The organism is Pseudomonas sp. PB3P13, from assembly GCF_054897735.1.
In genome coordinates this window covers 3,281,451-3,298,878 of record NZ_CM142702.1, presented here as the reverse complement: position 1 = coordinate 3,298,878, position 17,428 = coordinate 3,281,451, and the positions used below count along the sequence as shown (strand labels likewise).

Annotated in this window: 18 protein-coding genes; 2 read left to right on the top strand and 16 right to left on the bottom strand. The window is 61.5% G+C overall.

Annotation, left to right across the window (positions count from 1 at the left end; all coding sequences use genetic code 11):
• The first annotated feature begins 58 nt into the window (after nucleotides 1-58).
• Together ACYZT1_RS15170 and ACYZT1_RS15165 are read left to right on the top strand one after the other, a co-directional pair.
• The gene (locus ACYZT1_RS15170) at nucleotides 59-604 is read left to right on the top strand and encodes a sigma-70 family RNA polymerase sigma factor (RefSeq protein ID WP_462015525.1); all 546 of its coding nucleotides are present in this window, start codon (nucleotides 59-61) and stop codon (nucleotides 602-604) included.
• 17 nt (nucleotides 605-621) lie between these two features.
• Nucleotides 622-1,551, top strand: coding sequence for a FecR family protein (locus tag ACYZT1_RS15165; protein ID WP_462019255.1), 930 nt, complete (start codon nucleotides 622-624; stop codon nucleotides 1,549-1,551).
• A gap of 11 nt (nucleotides 1,552-1,562) precedes the next feature.
• Here ACYZT1_RS15165 and ACYZT1_RS15160 read toward each other — a convergent pair whose 3' ends face one another.
• The 16 genes from ACYZT1_RS15160 to ACYZT1_RS15085 form a co-directional block, all read right to left on the bottom strand.
• Nucleotides 1,563-2,522, bottom strand: coding sequence for an EamA family transporter (locus tag ACYZT1_RS15160; protein WP_462015524.1), 960 nt, complete (start codon nucleotides 2,520-2,522; stop codon nucleotides 1,563-1,565).
• Nucleotides 2,523-2,887: 365 nt separating this feature from the next.
• Nucleotides 2,888-3,580 (bottom strand): N-acetyltransferase, encoded by a 693-nt coding sequence (locus ACYZT1_RS15155; RefSeq protein ID WP_462015523.1) that lies wholly within the window; start codon nucleotides 3,578-3,580, stop codon nucleotides 2,888-2,890.
• A 102-nt stretch (nucleotides 3,581-3,682) separates the two neighbouring features.
• On the bottom strand, nucleotides 3,683-4,483 hold the full coding sequence (locus ACYZT1_RS15150) for a carbohydrate deacetylase (RefSeq protein WP_462015522.1): 801 nt from the start codon (nucleotides 4,481-4,483) through the stop codon (nucleotides 3,683-3,685).
• The gene (locus ACYZT1_RS15145; protein ID WP_462015521.1) at nucleotides 4,455-5,666 is read right to left on the bottom strand and encodes a GNAT family N-acetyltransferase; all 1,212 of its coding nucleotides are present in this window, start codon (nucleotides 5,664-5,666) and stop codon (nucleotides 4,455-4,457) included. The genes ACYZT1_RS15150 and ACYZT1_RS15145 overlap by 29 nt, the downstream gene beginning before the upstream one ends.
• Before the next feature lie 4 nt (nucleotides 5,667-5,670).
• Complete coding sequence (locus ACYZT1_RS15140; protein WP_462015520.1) at nucleotides 5,671-6,363, bottom strand: N-acetyltransferase; 693 nt, start codon at nucleotides 6,361-6,363, stop codon at nucleotides 5,671-5,673.
• Nucleotides 6,360-6,491, bottom strand: coding sequence for a hypothetical protein (locus ACYZT1_RS15135; RefSeq protein ID WP_462015519.1), 132 nt, complete (start codon nucleotides 6,489-6,491; stop codon nucleotides 6,360-6,362). The genes ACYZT1_RS15140 and ACYZT1_RS15135 overlap by 4 nt, the downstream gene beginning before the upstream one ends.
• Nucleotides 6,488-7,792, bottom strand: coding sequence for a lipopolysaccharide biosynthesis protein (locus tag ACYZT1_RS15130; RefSeq protein WP_462015518.1), 1,305 nt, complete (start codon nucleotides 7,790-7,792; stop codon nucleotides 6,488-6,490). The genes ACYZT1_RS15135 and ACYZT1_RS15130 overlap by 4 nt, the downstream gene beginning before the upstream one ends.
• Nucleotides 7,789-8,790, bottom strand: a complete 1,002-nt coding sequence (locus ACYZT1_RS15125; protein WP_462015517.1) for a polysaccharide deacetylase family protein — start codon at nucleotides 8,788-8,790, stop codon at nucleotides 7,789-7,791. Before ACYZT1_RS15125 ends, ACYZT1_RS15130 begins: the two co-directional genes overlap by 4 nt.
• Nucleotides 8,791-8,805: 15 nt before the next feature.
• Nucleotides 8,806-9,942, bottom strand: coding sequence for a glycosyltransferase family 2 protein (locus ACYZT1_RS15120; RefSeq protein ID WP_462015516.1), 1,137 nt, complete (start codon nucleotides 9,940-9,942; stop codon nucleotides 8,806-8,808).
• Nucleotides 9,935-10,903, bottom strand: a complete 969-nt coding sequence (locus tag ACYZT1_RS15115; RefSeq protein WP_462015515.1) for a glycosyltransferase — start codon at nucleotides 10,901-10,903, stop codon at nucleotides 9,935-9,937. The genes ACYZT1_RS15120 and ACYZT1_RS15115 overlap by 8 nt, the downstream gene beginning before the upstream one ends.
• Nucleotides 10,900-12,267: an O-antigen ligase family protein gene (locus ACYZT1_RS15110; RefSeq protein WP_462015514.1), complete on the bottom strand. Its 1,368-nt coding sequence runs from the start codon at nucleotides 12,265-12,267 to the stop codon at nucleotides 10,900-10,902. The genes ACYZT1_RS15115 and ACYZT1_RS15110 overlap by 4 nt, the downstream gene beginning before the upstream one ends.
• A complete protein-coding gene (locus tag ACYZT1_RS15105; protein WP_462015513.1) occupies nucleotides 12,264-13,367 on the bottom strand; it encodes a glycosyltransferase family 4 protein in 1,104 nt (367 codons plus the stop codon). The genes ACYZT1_RS15110 and ACYZT1_RS15105 overlap by 4 nt, the downstream gene beginning before the upstream one ends.
• On the bottom strand, nucleotides 13,364-14,956 hold the full coding sequence (locus tag ACYZT1_RS15100; RefSeq protein WP_462015512.1) for a GumC family protein: 1,593 nt from the start codon (nucleotides 14,954-14,956) through the stop codon (nucleotides 13,364-13,366). Before ACYZT1_RS15100 ends, ACYZT1_RS15105 begins: the two co-directional genes overlap by 4 nt.
• Before the next feature lie 17 nt (nucleotides 14,957-14,973).
• Nucleotides 14,974-15,999, bottom strand: coding sequence for a polysaccharide biosynthesis/export family protein (locus ACYZT1_RS15095; protein WP_462015511.1), 1,026 nt, complete (start codon nucleotides 15,997-15,999; stop codon nucleotides 14,974-14,976).
• Between the two features lie 22 nt (nucleotides 16,000-16,021).
• Complete coding sequence (locus ACYZT1_RS15090; RefSeq protein ID WP_462015510.1) at nucleotides 16,022-16,669, bottom strand: CpsD/CapB family tyrosine-protein kinase; 648 nt, start codon at nucleotides 16,667-16,669, stop codon at nucleotides 16,022-16,024.
• The gene (locus ACYZT1_RS15085; RefSeq protein WP_462015509.1) at nucleotides 16,670-17,416 is read right to left on the bottom strand and encodes a sugar transferase; all 747 of its coding nucleotides are present in this window, start codon (nucleotides 17,414-17,416) and stop codon (nucleotides 16,670-16,672) included.
• Nucleotides 17,417-17,428 lie beyond the last annotated feature (12 nt).

Below are 17,428 nucleotides of genomic sequence, written 5' to 3'. Positions count from 1 at the left end.
GGATTTGCTGTCATGTTGTCGCTACTGGTAATCTTTCTTATTTGAGAAATTTTTTCGTATGCGCGACTTTTCCGTGGCTAATGACGATCTGGTGAACCGTCATCGGACATTCACCCAGCTCTACAGCGATCATCATCCCTGGTTGCATGGCTGGCTGCGGAAGAAACTCGGCTGTTCGCAACGGGCCGCCGATCTGGCCCAGGACGCGTTCATCCGCGTACTCACATTGACTGAACCGCACACCATCAAGGAGCCTCGGGCGTTTCTGGCGACCATGGCCGGGCGTTTGCTGATCGATGGCGCCCGACGCCGGCGGATCGAGCAGGCGTATCTTGAGGCGTTGGCGATTCAGGCGAGTGATGCCGGCATGCCGGACCCCGAGGCGATTCATGTCGCTCTTGAGGCGCTGGAAAAAATCGCCGTGATGCTCGCTGGATTACCGACCAAAACCCGCGAGGCGTTTCTGCTGAGTCGGCTTGATGGCCTGACCTACAGCCAGATTGCACTGGAATTGAAGGTATCGGCCAGCACGGTGAAAAACTACGTCGCGGCGGCACTGGTTCATTGTTACAACACCTTGTACGGGGCGGATCAGCCATCGTGACGCCACCGACCGAGCAGATGATTACCGAAGCGGCGCGCTGGCTGACGTTGCTGCATGACGACTCCATCGGTAACGCCGAGCGCGCAACATTCGATGCCTGGTGCGCAGCCGATCCACGGCATGCGGTTGCCGTTGAGCGCATGTGCAGCTTGTGGACCAGCCTCGATGAACTGCCGGTCGCCCCAGCACGGGTTGCGTTGAAACAGGCTTTCGCGCGACCGGGTCGATTCGCCTCAAGTCGTGCAACTCAGGCGTTGGCGCTGCTGGGGGTGCTGGTGTGTGGCTGGGTCGGTGTCGACAACCTGCCGATCTGGATGGCCGATCAGCGCACCGGCATGGGCGAGCGGCGCGAGTTGACGTTGTCGGACGGCAGCCATCTGCAACTCAACAGCCAGTCGGCGCTGGACGTGAAATTCGACGGGCAGCAACGGGTGATCGAGTTGTTGGCCGGGGAGTTGTGGGTGGAAGTGGCCAAGGACGCCCAGCGACCTTTCGTCGTACGCACCGACCAAGGCACCGCAACGGCGCTTGGCACCCGTTATCTGGTCAAGCGCGAAGCGGACGGCTCCACGATGGTCAGCGTGCTCGAATCGGTCGTTGCCGCCAAAGCGGATGGGGCCGAAGCGGTTAACGTCAGGGCGGGCGAGCAAACCCTGTTGAAAGAGGGCAGGGTGCAGGCACCGCGCGCCATCGGCACCGCCGACCCGGACGCCTGGACCCGCGGCTTGCTGAAAGTCGACGACCGACCACTCAGCGAAGTACTGCAAGCGCTGGCCAGGTACCGCCACGGCCTGGTGCGTTATGACGAACAAGCGCTGCAGGCGTTGAGGGTGTCGGGGGTGTTCCGCCTCGACGATACCGATGCGGCGTTGGCGACACTGGCGGATAACCTGCCGATCAAGGTCGAGCATTTCACGGATCTGTTGGTGGTCGTCAAACCCCGCTGACCTGCTTGTTCTCAAACCGCAGTTTTCGCCTCAACCTTTGTCACGGCCTTGCGGTAGGTCAACAGCACGATGCCCGTCACGACAATCACGCCGCCCAGGACCTGTCCCGCGCTTAGCATCTGATCCAGCACAATCCAGCCCATCAGCAGGGTCGCCAGCGGTTCGATGTTCATCACCGGCGCATTGCGTGGCATGTCCAGACGTGGCACGGAAATGAACAGTACGATGAAACCCGTGCCATACAGCACCACCAGCGTCGCGAGGGCCAGCCAGCCTGTGGACGTCGCCGGCAGGTTGAGGCCGCCGGGCAGGGCGCCGGTCAAACCGGCGAGGTTGACGCTGCTGAAGACGATGAAAATGGTCAGCAGGCTGCGCACCGAACCGCGCACTTGAGACAACTTGTGATCGGTGATCCATAGCGCGCAGGCGAAGACCGTAGCGGCGCAAAACGCCAGGGCCACGCCGAGCAACCATTGCGGGCCAACGCTGGCATTGGCCGAGAGGCGCCCCGGCACGTCGAGCACAAATACCAGCCCTACCAGAATCAGCCCCATTAATGCGGCCGTGCGCGCCGTCGGCCGTGGCCCGCCCAGCGCCCAGGTGAGCAGCGCCAGCAGGATCGGGAAGACGTTGGCCACCAGCAGCGCCAGGGCGACTGGCACCCGCGCGACAGCGGAATAAAGACACAAGCTTTGCGCGGTAATCAGCAAACCCAACAGCAGTTGCCAGCGCCAGGCACCCGCCGGCAAGCGCAAACTTTGTCGTTGCCACAGCACCAGCGCGGCGAGCACCAGCAAGGTCCCGCCCGAGCGCATCAGGATCGCCAGCAACACTCCGGCGCCATCATCGAAGGCGACTCGGGCTGCCACGTGGTTGCCGGCGAAAGCACAGCCCATGCACAACAAAATGAGCACGGCGATGTGACGGGGAAAAGGCGTTGGGGTGGATGAAGCGAGGGCGGGGCGGGTCATGGCAGGTTCTCGAGAAGGGTACGTGCCATCTCCCAGGATGGCTTCGTGTTTTTATTATGTCATCGTACAACTGCTCGAGTTTTACCGGAATTGGAATGGGTGGGCAAGGGCGAGCCAGTTTTAAAGCCACGATAATGCTGGGTTGTGTAGCCGGGCAGGTCTCCAGTTCACCTGGAAATTGTTGCGAGGAGATCGTATGACTTAACGTTATAGACGTTAATGCCCTTTCGCGAGCAAGCTCGGCTCCTACAGGTTTTGCGGCGACTTGCTTCCTGCAAATCGCCGGGAAAAATCCTGGTAGGAGCGAGCGGTGCGGCGTTCCGGTTTGCGTTGCCCCGGCACAGAGAGTGGCCTTCAGTCAGCCTTCATGCACTCGCCGCCCCGGTCATCATCGGCCGGCCCGTTTTGCGCAGCGGGTCGAGGCGCGAGCCGGTATAGCGAGTCTCCCGGTAGAACCGCCAGGAGCCAAACAGACCGTAGACGTGAGTCACTCGGCCTTGCTCCTGATAGCCCATGCGAATGTGCAGCTTCATCGCCGGGATGTTGTGGGTTTCGACCACGTCCACCACCTTGTTGCAGCCCTTGGCGGCCATGGTTTCCCACAGGGCGACCTGAACGTCCACCGACAGGCTGGTGCCGAAATAGGCGCGGATCATTTCACCGCCGAATTCGAAAAACTCGCCGGGATTGATCGGGAACCAGCAACCGTAATAGTGGCGGTCGTGGTAGTTACGGGTGCTGGCCCAGATGAACCCGATGGCATGGCCTTCATCATCAAGGTACATGTGCCCCGTGTGCCCGTCCGCGGCGAGTTCGGCCATGGTGCCGACGCGGTCGCCAAAATGTTTGGCGAAGGCGCAGGTGTTTTCCGTGGTGATCACCGCCATTCGCACGGGTGGATAAGGGCGCAGTTTGTGCGGCGCCACCGGGCTGACCAGGTCACGCTCCATCCACAACAACTCCCAATGGAAAAAAACATAACGCCTCCACAGTGTGCGGAACGTGCGGCTCAGGCCTTTTTGTTTGATTTGTGCGCGAAGCTTGTCGATGACTTTCATGATGCTCTCCAAAGACGGAGCAAGGTGTGGTGGGGACGCTCTTGTTGGGTATGGATCACGCGGTGGAACTCATCAAAGCGCCAGCTTTGAATATGATGCAACTTATGCAGGTCGCTCCAGCGACGCGCCAGGCCCACGCGAATCCTCGTTGAGGACGCCATAGGAGACGCGTGGGACGCCCAGCAATCGCTGGCTCAGCAGGGCTTTCAACGATTCCTGTGGGGACAGGTAGGCGTCGCCGAAATCGGCGCCGAGCCGGGTCGGGTGGGCGACAATTTCCAGCACGCCATCGGTGGGCACGTCACCGTCGCGCAAGCCCACGGGCGTGCAGACGTAATCCGCCGTCGTGCCTGCGAGCCTGCGCAAACGACGGTTGAGCAGTGCCTTGAAAACCCGCTTGGGCAGGTTCAGGTTTTGCCCCACGTTGCGCGCCAGCCGTACGGCGACGCCCTGACGTGCGGCGAAGCGGGCGACGATTTCACCGATCGGCCAAATGTTGTGCACGTGCTGATGGGAATCCAGATGGCTGGGCCGTACGCCGTTGTCGAGGCAGCGTTGCCACTGCGCTTCGAGTTCTTCCAGTACGGCATTGCGGTCCTGACGATCGAGCCGCAAACGGTGGCGCGGCAGGTTGAGGTCGAAGACTCCGGCGCTGTCGCAAAAATTAGGGCGGGCGAGAATGCTCTGGCTCAAAGGACGGCCATAGGTGAGGTTGAAATGCAGGCCGATCCGCCCTTCAAGCAGCGGGTGTCGGGCCATGGCGCACGCCGCTTCGAACGCTGGCATGTTCGCCATCGCCGTGGCAGAACTGATGACACCGGCCTGGAACGCACCCAATATCACCGCGTTCTCGCACGGGCTGAGACCGAAGTCATCAGCGTTGACTATGACTTGGCGTGGCATGTTCGCTCTCCCTTTGAGGTTCGGTGTGTGCGGCAACTTTGGCGGTCGGCAACGGCGCCGCGGGCACCGTCACGTTTGCAGCCCGTTTGGAGCGCCATTTGTACAGCCAGGGTCTGCATCGCTGCCAACTGCGCAGGGCCAATCCGAGTGCCAGGCCGCTGGGGCGCCAGGAATAGAAACTCCAGCGCCAGTGCTCGAGTTGGCCGCTCATGCGTTCATGCAGCTGATGGCTGGAATTTTCCAGACTGACCCGCGACGCATCGATCCAGCGCCAATTGTCGTCCAGCCCCCAGCGAATCCATTCTTCCAGCAGCACCCGGCCGCTGCCCAGGTCAGCGTATTGCGGCAGGAACGCCAGGTTGTAATCGTACAGCCGACCCTGTTCCAGCAAACCCAGTCGATAACTGATGCAACGGCCGTCCAGTTCCAGCACCACCACGCGCACCAGCCCTTGCGCGGCGAGGGCGGTGAAGGCGCGGTCCATCCATTGCCGATGACGTTCATCGGAGAAAATCCCCACGCCTTCGTCGCCTTTCCAGCTCACCGCCTCGACTTCACTGATGGCTTGCAGCAACGGCCCCATGCTCGACGCATCAGGTGTGATACGGCGGATCACGGCACCGCAGGCCGCGATCCGTTTGCGCGCCCGGCGCAGTTTGTAGCGCGGGGCACCGGAAACTTCCTGGCGGTCGGCGTCGCTGATCAGGTGCACCGGCACCCGGCAACTGAGGCGCCGTTCGCCGGTTGAGCTGTGGGCCATCCATTCGGTCAACGCGCTTTCAGCGCCAATCGGCTCGGACAACTCGTTGAGTTGCAGCAGGGCATGCGGCAACCGCCGGCGAATCTCGATCAGGGCCTTGCGCATGTCGTCGGCATCCACGCGAGCAAGCAATGCGAGCCGATCGGTCAGCGGGTAGCCAAGGTGATGCAGAACCCGAAACGGCAACCTGCCGATACGCTCGACCGAGGCGACCAGCGGCAGGCAAAACACCAGTTCGGTACCCTGCCAGCCGAGCAGCACGTGCAAACGATGCGCGCCGGTCAGTGCCTGTTCGGACGCGCACATCCAGGCCAGCGCGTTGAACGGCGTGTGGTCCATCACTCGCAGGCGCAGCGCTTCATGGGCCGCTGCGGGGAAATCTGCTGCGCACAGCGAAGTGCGCCATTCGAATCGCGCTGCCATAAGCTCAAGTCACCGGTTCTGTAATGGTTGAACGTTGCGGTTTGCGCAGGGCATCGAGACGCGAACCGCTGTAACGGGTTTCCCGGTAAAAACGCCAACGGCCAAACAACCCGTACACGTTCATCACCCGTCCCTGTTCTGTATAGCCGGTGCGGATGTGCAATTTCAGCGCCGGAATATTGCGTGAATCGCACACATCCACCACCTTGTTGCAGCCCTGTGCCTGCATGGCTTCCCACAGTCTGGTCTGCAGGTCCATCGACAATCGGGTGCCCCAGTAAGCCCGGCTCAGTTCGCCGCCGAACTCGAAGAATTCGCCGGCTTTCACCGGGAAGCTGCAGCCGTAATAGTGCTTGTCGTGATAGTCGCGGGCCGCGCCCCAGATGAATGCCACTGCGTCACCGGCGTCGTCGACGTGCATCTGACCGGTGAAGCCTTCACGGGCAAGCTCGGCCATGGTGTCTACGCGGTCACCAAAATAACGGGTGAACGCCACGGCGTTTTCCGGGGTGATGCTGACGACTTTCAGCGGCGGGTAGGGTCGCAGTTTATGCGGCGGGACCGGTGTGACCAGATCGCGCTCCATCCATAACAATTCCCAATGAAAATAGACGTAACGTTGCCAGCCTTTGGCGGCGGTGGCGCGCCAGCCTTTGTGCCGGATGCGCTCGCGGAGTTTTTTCAAAAAAACACTCATGTGACTGGCTCCTGACGGTGTTGACCGTGGATGGAGTGGCTACCGTGCAGCCAGATGCTTGCGCGGCAAACCATGCGATGAGGGATCATGACGATGCCCAGGGTCAATAACAGGATCAGGCGTTTCATGCCGACTTGCGCTGTAGCATTTGCAACATGGGGCTGAAGTCGCTGGGCAGGATGATCAGGGTTTGCCAGACCGGCACGCCACTCAATCGGCAATACATCACCAGCAACGCGACCGTCACCGCAAGATACGAGATGGACGACGCGGCTGCTGCGCCGACAATGCCGTACATCGGGATCAGCACCAGGTTGAGCGCGAGGTTGAGCAGGGCGCCCAGGCCCATCAGCAGCGAGATCGTGCCGGGGCGATTCTTGCCCAGCAAGTCCAGGCGCAGGATGCTCGCGTAGCACAGGCCCAGAAGGCCCGGCAGCAGCGCGAGCAACGCCGGGTAGGCCGGTTGATAGGCGACACCGAACAGCGTGACGATCAGCCATTCGCCGATCACCGCCATGGTCAGGCAAGCGCCGAGCATCACCGTCGCGGTCAGGCGCAGTGCCAGCGGTGTGACTTTGTCCATGCCTTCATCCTGCTGCAGCAGACGCTTCATCAGCGGCGTGGTCACCGCTTCGGGGACGATCAGCAGCAATTCCGCAGCGGCGCTGGCCATGGCGTAATGACCCAGCGCGGTACTGCCAAGCAGGGCGCCGATGAACAGGTAATCGGAGCGCAAGATCACTTGCTGGAAGAGCAGATCGGGATGACTGCGGGCGCTGAAACGCAGCAGTTCGTTCTGGCTGGCGCGGTCCCATTGCAGCTTCAGCGGTTGCGCGCGCTTGAGCCAGAACCAGCCCGTCAGCACGACCAGGCTGATGCCCGCCAGCCAACTGATCAGTGCCGCTTCAAGCGCCGCGTCTTTCCACATCCAGAACAGGGCGAGAAACAACAGCAAGGGCGCCAGTGACTCGATCAGGCGCAGGACGTTGAACGCCATGATCCCGCCAGAGGCATTGTGCAACGTCAGCAAACCACTTTTGAGCACGGTCAACGGCACCGCCAACAGCAACAGCCAGGCCAGCAGCCCCAGTTGCGTGGTGATGTCGAGTTCGGCGCCGAACTCGCGGGTCAGCGCCACCACCAGCAGCGTCAGCAAACCCGCCAGCAGGCAACCGAAGACCAGCACCTGACTGAGCAACAACCCCATCGGCCGCTGCTTGGCCGCCTGGAAACCGACCGCCGAATTGAGCCCGCCGCTGGTGGCGGCGCTGATCAGGTCGGGCAGGATGCTGAGCAGCGCAAACAGACCGCGTTCGCTCGGCCCGAGGATCCGCGCCAGTAACACGTTGCGCAGCAAGCGCAAAGCGATCATCGCCAGCTTGGTGCCCATGCTCATGGCCAAGTGTTTGAGGTAGTTGCTGCGGCTCATGGCCGTGCCCCGCGAAAAATACGCCACGACAACAATTGCGGGTTACGCGCGGTGCGCTGGCTGACGCCAAAACGCGGCAACGCCAGCGGGTCTTCGGCACCCCGGTAGATGCCGGTGCCGGTGCCCAGGCCAAACGCATAATCGTGTTGCGCCACGTGTTGGCGTACGCGCGCGTCGTTGTCGCCGTTGGGGTAGCAGTAGACCGGCAGCGGCCGATTGCAGCTGTTCAGAAGAGCGTCGCGGCTGCGCCTCAACTCCTCGTCCAGACGTTGATCATCAAGGCCGGTGAGGATCGCGTGACTGGCGCCATGCGGGCCGAAACGCACCAGACCGGAGGCTTCCAGCGACCGCACCTGATGCCAGTCCAGCGCTTGTGGCATCGATTCTTGCGGGCAGTCATCGGTCAGGCGACCGAGGTCGTGCGGGGCGAGGGTTTTCAGGGTTTGCAGAAACTGCAGAAGGCCCAGACTGCGGCGCTGCACATCGCCTTCTGCGAGCTGTGCCGGCACCGGCCGTCCGGCCATGTTCAGGCGACTGATGATGTGCGCGCGGGCCTTCTCGCCATGGCTGCCCCACAGCGTTTCGCCGATGCTTTCCCACCAGAACCGCTGCCGACTGCCAATGAAATCGGTGGAGAGAAAGATGCTCGCCGGCACCTGGTATTTTTGCAGCAGCGGGAAGGCATTCAGGGCGTTGTCGCGCCAGCCGTCGTCGAACGTCAGCGCGACTTTCGGCCGCTGCGAGCGCAGCGTGCCGGGTTGCAGAATGTCCATCAGCGGTACGCAATCGAAGTGGCGTTTGAGCCAGATCAACAAGTGCTCGAAGGCCTCCGGCCCGACGCACAATTCATTGCGGTGGGGCAGGTCGGCGGCATTATCGTCGGCCAGCACCCGGTGTAGCATCAGGATCACCCCGGCGCCGTGCAACTGATTGCGCCCTACCGGGGAGTTGAGGTACAGCCAGCCACTGGTGCGTTTTAACAATTGTCTGATCGCCATGGCACTTCCTTTTTTTCAACGATTCTGTTCCGGATTCCATTGTGCGTAGCGCTGGCCACGCAGGAACTGCCACAGACCGATACTCATCCCGGCGAGGGTCACCAGAAAAAACGCGGCGAGGCGAAAGGGTTTGGGCAAGCGGTGTTTTGAATCCATCAGGCCGGCAATGGCCACCGCATAGCCGAACAGTTGCGCGATCAGGCTCAGGCGATAAAAACCGTGTTCTTGCCACAGCCAGAAATTGCTCAGCAGCAACGGCACCAGCAGGATCGGCGCCAGTCGGCGAATCAGCTTGTGGCTGATCAGCGCAATCGAATAGAGGCCGTGTTTCATCGGGTTGAGCAGTTCACTGCGATGGGCCAGGCTTTGCAGGCCGCCGACGGTGACGCGCTGACGCCGACGCCATTGCTTGTCGGCCTCGTCAACACCGTGGTCGATGACCTGCGCCTCGGGCACGTAGGCGATCTGTTTATGCGCCACGGGCGCGCAGGTACTGATGAAAAAATCGTCGTTGACCTCCGCCGGGATGTTCTGGAACAACTCGCGGCGCAGGGCCAGCAACGCACCGTCGGCGGAGACCATGCATCCGGTGCGGTTTTCGACACTGCGCAGCCAGCCTTCGTAATGCCGATAAAGACTATCGCCGACACTCAGACCACCGCCCGTCACCGGGATCACCATGTGCCCGGCGCACGCACCGACGTCAGGGTCGGCGAAGGGCGCGAGCAAATGTCCGAGGGTGTCGCGCGACCATTGGTTGTCGGCGTCAGTGAACACCAGAATGTCTCCGGTGCTCAGCGCTGCGCCGGCGTTAAGCGTGGCGGCTTTGCCATGACGCGGCAGGTCGAGCACCGTGATGCGTGGATCAACCACCCGGCGCGCGCACGCCACGGTGTCGTCGGTCGAACCGTCGCTGGCCAGAATGATCTGCAGCGAGGCCGGCTGATAATCCTGTGCGAGCAGGGTGCGCAACTTGTGTTCGATGTGACGCGCCTCGTTGTGCGCGGCAATCACGATACTGATATTCATCGGCCCCGGCGGTGTGATGCGCCGCGCCGGAAACAGCGGCGCCAGCACGGTCAGCAGCAATGGATAGCCGACGTAGGCGTAGGCAGGGAGCAACAGGCACGTCCAGAAAATGAATTCAGCCACGGGCAGGCCTCCTGGCAGTCCAGCGACACATACTCAGGATAAACGCGGCGCCGGCCAGATGCAGTCGCACCCAATGCAAACCCCAGAGTTGCAGGGTCAGGCCGAGGTTGCGGTGCTTGTGGCTCTGACGCACGCTCATCACCAGGGCCGGCACGGTGGAGAGCAGGAGCATCAGCAGTGCGTGATGAGCGAAACCGCCCATCAGCGCCGATACCGCCAGGAAGTCCAGCAGCCAGGCTGCGAGCGATAACAGTGGAAAGCGCAGCAGTCGCAGACTGACACCGTTGTTGCGCAGCAATTGCAGATGGCTGCCCTGACGCCACAGTTCCTTGCCCACCCATTCGCGCCAGTTGGCCTCGTAACCCCAATGCAGGGCGACGCTTTGATTGATCGCCAATATTTGCGCGCCGGCCTGGTGCTGGCGCAGCGTGAAATCCTTGTCCTCGCCGGTGCGCAGGCGTTCGTCGAAACCGCCGACCTTGTCGAACCAGCCGCGGCGCATCAACAGATTGCAGCTGGGCAGCCAGTCGACCTTGCGTACTGCGTGGGTGGACGGGCGCAACGTGCGTCGTTGCCAGGCCGTGGCGTACCACGGCGCCTGGGCCGGGGTGTGCAGATCGAGGCCGAAGACATCCGCCTGGCCGGCGCTTTCCAGTTCGATCAATTGCCGCAGCCAGTCTTCCGGCATTTCCACGTCGGCGTCGATGAACGCCAGCCATTCCCCCGTGGCAATTGCCGTACCGCGATTGCGTAGCGCGCCGATCAGCGCACCCGGCTCGACCAGCACCTGCGCGCCGAACTGGCGGGCAATCTGTGGGCCTTGATCAATGGAGCCGTTGTCGACCACGATCAACTCGCATTCGAGATTGGCGGCGTGGGCGGCTTTCTGCGCAGCGAGTAGCGTGCGGCCAATGTGGCGCGCTTCGTTGTACATCGGGATGACAATACTGATTTGACTCATGCCTTGGCCTCCGGCAACGGACTTTCTTCGGCTTTCATACGCAGCACGCTGGTCAAGGCGAGCATGATCCACACGTACTTCTGGTTCGGCGCACTGAGGAACATCAGGAACAGCGTCAGTGACAGAAAACTCATGCTCAAGTGGGTCAACAGATCCGCCTGCGCGCCGTTACGTCGCAGCAGCCAGGCAGCCCGCGCGCGGATCAGGTTGTACAGGCCCAGGCCAAGCATGCCGACGAACATCAGCCCGGCGGGGATGCCCAGTTCACTGAAGATTTCCAGGTAGGTGTTGTGCGCGCGCCGGTACAGGTCGCCGATCTTGCGATTGGCCGAGAAGGCCTTGGCGTAACCGGTGGCGGCGTAGTGCAGAGGGAAGGTTCCGGGACCCGTGCCGAGTAACGGGTTTTCGCGGATCATCTCGCTGCCAACCACGAGGTAGGAGGCGCGACGCCCCAGCGAAGCGTCCTGACTGCGCGCGCCGGCGCTCAGAATACTCAAGGATTTGATGCGCTCCACATAACCGGCCGGCATCGCATAGATCGCCAGCGGAATCACGATCACCGCGCCCAGCATGGCAAAGCCCAGGTGCCGGGGCCGGATGCGTGCCAGCTCGGTGCGGTAGTGCCAGACGCCAATCATCAGGCTCAGAAACAGCACCACCAGCCCGGAGCGCGATTCGGTCTTGGTCATGCCGCCCAGCAGCAGAATGAAGCAGGTGGCCCAGAACAACCGATGCAACAGTTTCGGACTGCTGATCACCAGCCACAGGGCCAGCGGCACTGCGAACGCGATGAGCATGGCAAAGCCGTTCGGGTCTTCGAGCAGGCCGGAGGCGCGTCCCTGATCCTGGTATTTGGCGGAAAACATCGCCAGCGCACACGTCGCGGTCACGCTGAGCGTCACCAACCGGGCAAACAGGTCCATGTTCAGTTCGCGACCGATCAACAGAGTGATCACAAACAGAATCAGGCCGACGCTGATTTCGCGCAGGTGACTCATTGACATGCCGAGGTTGTCGGTGAGCAGCAGGCTGAGCATGTACAAGGCGATGAACCACACGAGGTAGCGCCAGATGTTGCTGCGCAGGCGCTCCGAGGGAATCTGGTGGATGGCCAGTTGCAGCATCAGGATCACGGCCAGTGACACGCCGATGAACTTGGTGCCGGAAAAAGCGTTTTCCTTGAAGAAGCCTTCGAACGGCACCAGCACCGCAATCCCGAGCAACCCCCACGTGGGTTTTCGGTACAGCAGCGAGACACCGACGAGGCCCAGCACCGCGGCCGGTGCCAGAAACGGATAAGGGCTGGCCAGCAAACCAAGGCAGACCAGGGCGAGCAAACTGACGATCGAGAGTGGAAATATCACACGCGAGCCTCCCGTGCAGTACGGACATAAAGCTGCGACCAGCGTTCGGCGAGGGCCTTGAGGTCGTAGCGATCCAGTTGCGTACGTCTTGCGTTGTCGATCAGCTCGTCAGCCAGCGCCGGGTCCGTCAGCAACGTGCCGATCTGCAGGGCGAGGGCGGTGCTGTCGGCGGGTGTCGCCAGCAGCCCGTTGTGCCGGTGTTCCAGCACATCAGGAATGCCGCCGACGCTGAAGGCCACCACGGGCACCCCGGCTTGCATGGCTTCCAGCAGAATCATCGGTGTGCCCTCAGTGCGCGAGCTGATCACCAGCGCATCGAGTTGGCGCCACCACACACTCATGTCGGCCTGATACCCCGGCAGCGTGATGCGCGCCTGCAAACCTGCGGCTTGAATGCGCGCCAGCAAGCGCTCGCGCTCCGGACCGTCGCCGAGCATCACGGCGTCCAGGTGCGGGTGTTGCAGGCACAGCGCAATCAGTGCATCGAGAAACAGGTCGGGGCCTTTCTCGCTGCTCAGGCGTCCGACGTAACCGGCCAGCCAGCGCGGCTTTTCAGCCGTGTGTGCGGACGGTCCGTTGGCCGCCGGTAAACCATTCGGGATCACCTGCAACTTGTCCGCGCGCACGCTGGCTTTGCGGTGCAGCGCCGCGATGCTTTCGGCAACGCAGACAACCCGATTGACCGAGGCAGTGCGGCACAGCTGCAAACTCAGCCAGGTGTAAAATTTTTGCTTGCGACTGCGCGGTGTGAACCCGTGCTGCGTAATCACCAGCGGCAGGCGCCATAACGTGGCGCCCACCCAGCCAAACAACAGACCTTTGAAATTGTGCGTATTGATCAGCGGCTTTTCAGCGCGCCGCTGACGCAAATGCCCCAGCAATTGCCCCAGCCCGGCGCAGCTCCGACAGTCCACCGAGGCGTCGCGAAACCTCGCGATCAGGTCTGGCGGCGCATCGAGAAACAGCACCTGGTGCTGCCCCGGCGTGGCCAGGCAATGGTCCAGCAGCATCCGCTCAGCCCCATAGAAGCCGCCGCTGCTGAGCAAATGAATGATCGGCAGGGCGCTGGTGTGACGGGTGGCGCTGAGCGGCGCGTTCAATTGCGCACCCAGTGCGCAAAGCCACGCATGGAGATGCTTCTGTGCGGGTTGGTTGGCAGCACGTGTTGCTCGTTGATCACCAGCAGCACGGGCAGGCCCAGCTCATGGCTGATTTGCGCAGGGTGCTTGAAGCGATGATCGAAGAACTCACGCACATAGACCAACGCGATGGCCAATAACAGGCCGGCCAACAACCCGAACGGAATGATCAGCATCGGTTTCGGAAACGCGGCTTCGGTCGGTTCGTACGGCGGGCTGAGCACGCGCGCGTTAGACAGGTCACTGTCCAGCGAGCGGGCGCTGCTGCTTTCGGCAAAACGCTGGGCATAGGTGGAGAAAGCCGCGTGCAGCGCGTCGATCTCGGTGTCCATCTGGCGCAGTTTGCTTTGCGCCACTTGCAGCTGGTGGATGCGCTCCTTGAACTCGGCAATGCGGGCGGTTTTCTGCTCGATCACCGAACTGACGATAGCGATGTCATTGGTGCGTTCCTGAATCCGGTTGCTCACCACTTTCAGGAATTGCTGACGGGTGCGGGCAATTTGCTCGCGGGTCAGCAGCATCGGTTCACTGCCCGGCTGGAAAATCGCCAGGTCATTCATGTAGCGACTCACCTGGGTGGTCAGCGCCTCGCCCATCTGTTTGATCTCGCGATCTTCGAAGGCGACGTTGTCCACGGTGGTGGTGAAAGTGTAGGGGAAGGTGTAATCGTTGAGTTTGGAGTCTTTGGCGGCGGCCAGGCTGGTTTTCAGGTACTCCAGCCAGCGTTGGCTTTGCAGCAGGCGATCGCGGTACAGGTTGAGCGCTTGCTCCTCGGTGTTGATCGCATTGAGACGGAAGGTGATTTCTTCCTTCGGATCGGACGAGCCCACGCCTTCGAGCAACCCCAGACGATTGCCTTCCAGGCCGTCAAGACGCACCTGGTATTGCATCTTCTTGGTTTCGTAGAAACTCTGCGGCAGGTCGATCGATTGCAGGGCCTGACGGCTGGCCAGGTAGTTCTGCAGCAGGGCGGCGACGAACTTGGTGCCTTGCGCCGGATCGCCAAAGCTGTAAACGACGGAGATCACGTTGGAGCCTGGCAGCGTCTCGATTTTCAGGCTGTCGATGGCCTGAGCGGTGAGCGAGTCCAGCGTGGTGTCGCGCACCGGATCGGTCTCGAGCCCTAGTGTATCGCGCATCGGATTGATCACCTTCGCCCGCAGTGGATTGACCACATAGCGTTTGAACGGCTCAGTCACCAGTTTATTGAACACGCTCGGCGGCGGTGTGTATTCGCCCTGCTCGCGCAAGTCACTGACGGTCTGCCGAATCAGGGCCGGGGAGCGGAGAATATTGCTCTCGGTTTCCATGTCCGCCAGGGACGGTGGAATGAACGAGGCGTTCTCCTGATTGAGGGACGTGGTGGCGTCACCCTGTGAAAGTTTTTTGGACTGCACGATCACCTGGGCGGTGATATCGAAGCTCTGCTTGAGCATGAGCGGCAAGACCAGCGCGATCACTGCAAAGACCAGGAAGACTCGCTTCACCAACTGTTTGTTGGCGAAGAAGATCCTGAAGAACTCATGCAGGTAGTTTTCCTTTGGATTCATGTCGATTCACCTGAGAGTTAGTTGCTGTCACTGTCTTTGTCGTCGAGGCGATAGCCGAAGCTGAGGCCCACACCCTGGAACAACACCACGTCCGCCAGTTGTCGGGCGAGTTCACCGGCGCTGGCCAGTCTGGTCTTGGGCACGTACAGCATGTCGTCCGGCTGCAGGTAGGCGATTTGCGAGGCATCGCCCGACAGCGCTTTTTCAACGTCGTAGCGCCGTGCCTGAACCTGGTTGCCGTTACGGCGCATGATCACCACCGAATCGAGCCTGGCCTTGATGTTGGTGCCACGGGCCAGGGTCAAGGCTTCAAGTACCGAGACCGGGCGACGGATCGGATAGGAGCCGGGTTGGGCAACTTCGCCGAGCACGAAGATTTCATTACCGGCGGTGGACTTGAGCAGCACATCGACGGTCATCCGTCCGGGCAGTTCGGCATAGCGTTTGTTGAGGAAGGTTTCCAGCTGATTGACGGTCATGCCCTGTAGCGGCACGGAGCCGATTTCCGGAAAACTCGCATAACCGTCGGTGCCCACGGTGATCTCGCGGCTCATGCCGGTGCCGGGGTGGTTCAACGCGCTTTTGAGGTTGGCCTCATTGCTCAGCGGGCTGATGACCTGCACCGACAGTTGGTTGCGGTTAGGCTGGAACAGCTGCTTGCGTTGATAGACGCGCTGGATTTCCTGGCGCGCTTCTTCGCTGGTCAGCCCGGCGATTTTCACTGACGTGTTGGCGCCGGGCAGCTCGATGGTGCCGTCGGGCAGTACCAGTTGGCTGCCGTTGAGCTGACTGGCCGCAGTGAAGTTCAGGCCGATCTGGTCACCGGACTGCACGCGGTAGGCATCCGAACCGCTGGTGCTGATGCGGAAGATCACGTCCAGCACATCCTGTGGCCGCAGGGTCTGTTCGACCCGGGGCATGTCGGTGGCCTGGGCGTTGGCCGGCGCGGCGGTGAGGATATTCACCGGCATGTTTTGCGTTTCAGACGTGCTGGTGCAACCCGCAAGCGGCAGCAACAGCAGGACAAGCATTTTGGCGTTCATGGCGTCATCCTTTTGCAGTGGCTTACAGGTTGTTGTAAAGCCATTTAGGCATGTAGTACTTGCGTCGGTTGAACACGCTGCCCACCAGTTTCGCGCCGGCCTGGGTCAGGCGCAGAGCCGCAGCCTGCGCGACTTCCCAGCGAGTGTCTTCAGAGCGCACCACCAGAATCACGCCGTCCACCTGAGTGCTGATAACCAGGGTGTCGGCGGCCGAGTACACCGCGTCGCCGTCGATCACAACAAAGCGGTACTGGCTGCCCAGCTGGTCGAGCAACGGGCTCAGGCGTTCCGGTGTCAGGTGCTCGGTGCCGGGCACAAAGCGGCCGTTGGGCATGACGTGAAACGGCAGACTCGAGACGTTCACCACACAGTCCTGCAACAGCGGCGGGTTTTGCGTGTTGAACAGCAGGTCGCGCAAACCGCGCTCCTTGGTCAACCCGAGTAGTTGCGAAAGGTTGGTCGTCGAATGGCTGGCGTCGACCAGCAGCACCTCGCCGCTGCTCATTTGCGCCAGTTGGCTCGCCAGTGCCAGGGCGCTGGTGGTGGTGCCCGCGCCGGGATTGGCGGCGGTCAGGAACAGGATCCGCAGATCTTGATCGAGCACAGTCGAAGTCAAATTGGACTCGCTCGGGTTTGCGATGGTGAGGCTTTTGGCTGATGAACCGTCCATTTAACTCGCTCCGTGGCCGCTGAATACTTTGAAGGGGGTTTTCAACAGGATCTTCAGATCAAGCAGCAAACTCTGCTCGGCGATGTAGTTGAGGTCCAACTCAACGCGCTGGTCGAAGTCGATATTGCTGCGCCCGGAGATCTGCCACAGGCCGGTCATGCCGGGGTAGATGCTCAGACGAGCCAGATGATTGTCCTTGTAGCGATAGCTGGTGAACGAGGTCGGCCGCGGGCCGACCAGACGCATATCGCCTATCACTACATTGATCAGGTTCGGTAATTCGTCGAGGCTGCTGCGTCGCAGAAACCCGCCGATGGGGGTGATGCGCGGATCCTTGTCGATCTTGAAGTCGATGGCGTCGGCGCCATGCTTGTTGAGGTGGCGCAAGGACTCCTTGAGCTCTTCGGCGTTCACGACCATGGTGCGAAATTTGTACATGCCGAACTTGCGGCCGCGGTAGCCAGTGCGTTTTTGCACAAACATCACAGGCCCCGGGCTGCTGGATTTGATCGCCAGTGCCAGGCCCAGCAACAACGGGGAAATCAGCAGCAGGATCAGCATGGCGCCCAGGCACGCCAACACCCGATTGGTGCGCGACAGTGTCCACGGGCGGCCGCCGTCGCGACCGGTCATCCAGCCTCGACCCTGCCTGTGGATCGCCGTATCCAGGCGCATTCTGTGCTCGGGGTCCAGGCGCTTGTCGCGGCGCAGCTGTTGGAGCGGTACACCTTGTTCATGTCCAGTCATGGGTTCCTCCGC

What these genes read in the sequence shown, in the direction of transcription:
- ACYZT1_RS15170 (WP_462015525.1), top strand. Translation starts at nt 59, where the DNA reads ATGCGCGACTTTTCCGTGGCTAATGACGATCTGGTGAACCGTCATCGG.
- ACYZT1_RS15165 (WP_462019255.1), top strand. Translation starts at nt 622, where the DNA reads ATGATTACCGAAGCGGCGCGCTGGCTGACGTTGCTGCATGACGACTCC.
- ACYZT1_RS15160 (WP_462015524.1), bottom strand. Translation starts at nt 2,522, where the DNA reads ATGACCCGCCCCGCCCTCGCTTCATCCACCCCAACGCCTTTTCCCCGT.
- ACYZT1_RS15155 (WP_462015523.1), bottom strand. Translation starts at nt 3,580, where the DNA reads ATGAAAGTCATCGACAAGCTTCGCGCACAAATCAAACAAAAAGGCCTG.
- ACYZT1_RS15150 (WP_462015522.1), bottom strand. Translation starts at nt 4,483, where the DNA reads ATGCCACGCCAAGTCATAGTCAACGCTGATGACTTCGGTCTCAGCCCG.
- ACYZT1_RS15145 (WP_462015521.1), bottom strand. Translation starts at nt 5,666, where the DNA reads ATGGCAGCGCGATTCGAATGGCGCACTTCGCTGTGCGCAGCAGATTTC.
- ACYZT1_RS15140 (WP_462015520.1), bottom strand. Translation starts at nt 6,363, where the DNA reads ATGAGTGTTTTTTTGAAAAAACTCCGCGAGCGCATCCGGCACAAAGGC.
- ACYZT1_RS15135 (WP_462015519.1), bottom strand. Translation starts at nt 6,491, where the DNA reads ATGAAACGCCTGATCCTGTTATTGACCCTGGGCATCGTCATGATCCCT.
- ACYZT1_RS15130 (WP_462015518.1), bottom strand. Translation starts at nt 7,792, where the DNA reads ATGAGCCGCAGCAACTACCTCAAACACTTGGCCATGAGCATGGGCACC.
- ACYZT1_RS15125 (WP_462015517.1), bottom strand. Translation starts at nt 8,790, where the DNA reads ATGGCGATCAGACAATTGTTAAAACGCACCAGTGGCTGGCTGTACCTC.
- ACYZT1_RS15115 (WP_462015515.1), bottom strand. Translation starts at nt 10,903, where the DNA reads ATGAGTCAAATCAGTATTGTCATCCCGATGTACAACGAAGCGCGCCAC.
- ACYZT1_RS15100 (WP_462015512.1), bottom strand. Translation starts at nt 14,956, where the DNA reads ATGAATCCAAAGGAAAACTACCTGCATGAGTTCTTCAGGATCTTCTTC.
- ACYZT1_RS15095 (WP_462015511.1), bottom strand. Translation starts at nt 15,999, where the DNA reads ATGAACGCCAAAATGCTTGTCCTGCTGTTGCTGCCGCTTGCGGGTTGC.
- ACYZT1_RS15090 (WP_462015510.1), bottom strand. Translation starts at nt 16,669, where the DNA reads ATGGACGGTTCATCAGCCAAAAGCCTCACCATCGCAAACCCGAGCGAG.
- ACYZT1_RS15085 (WP_462015509.1), bottom strand. Translation starts at nt 17,416, where the DNA reads ATGACTGGACATGAACAAGGTGTACCGCTCCAACAGCTGCGCCGCGAC.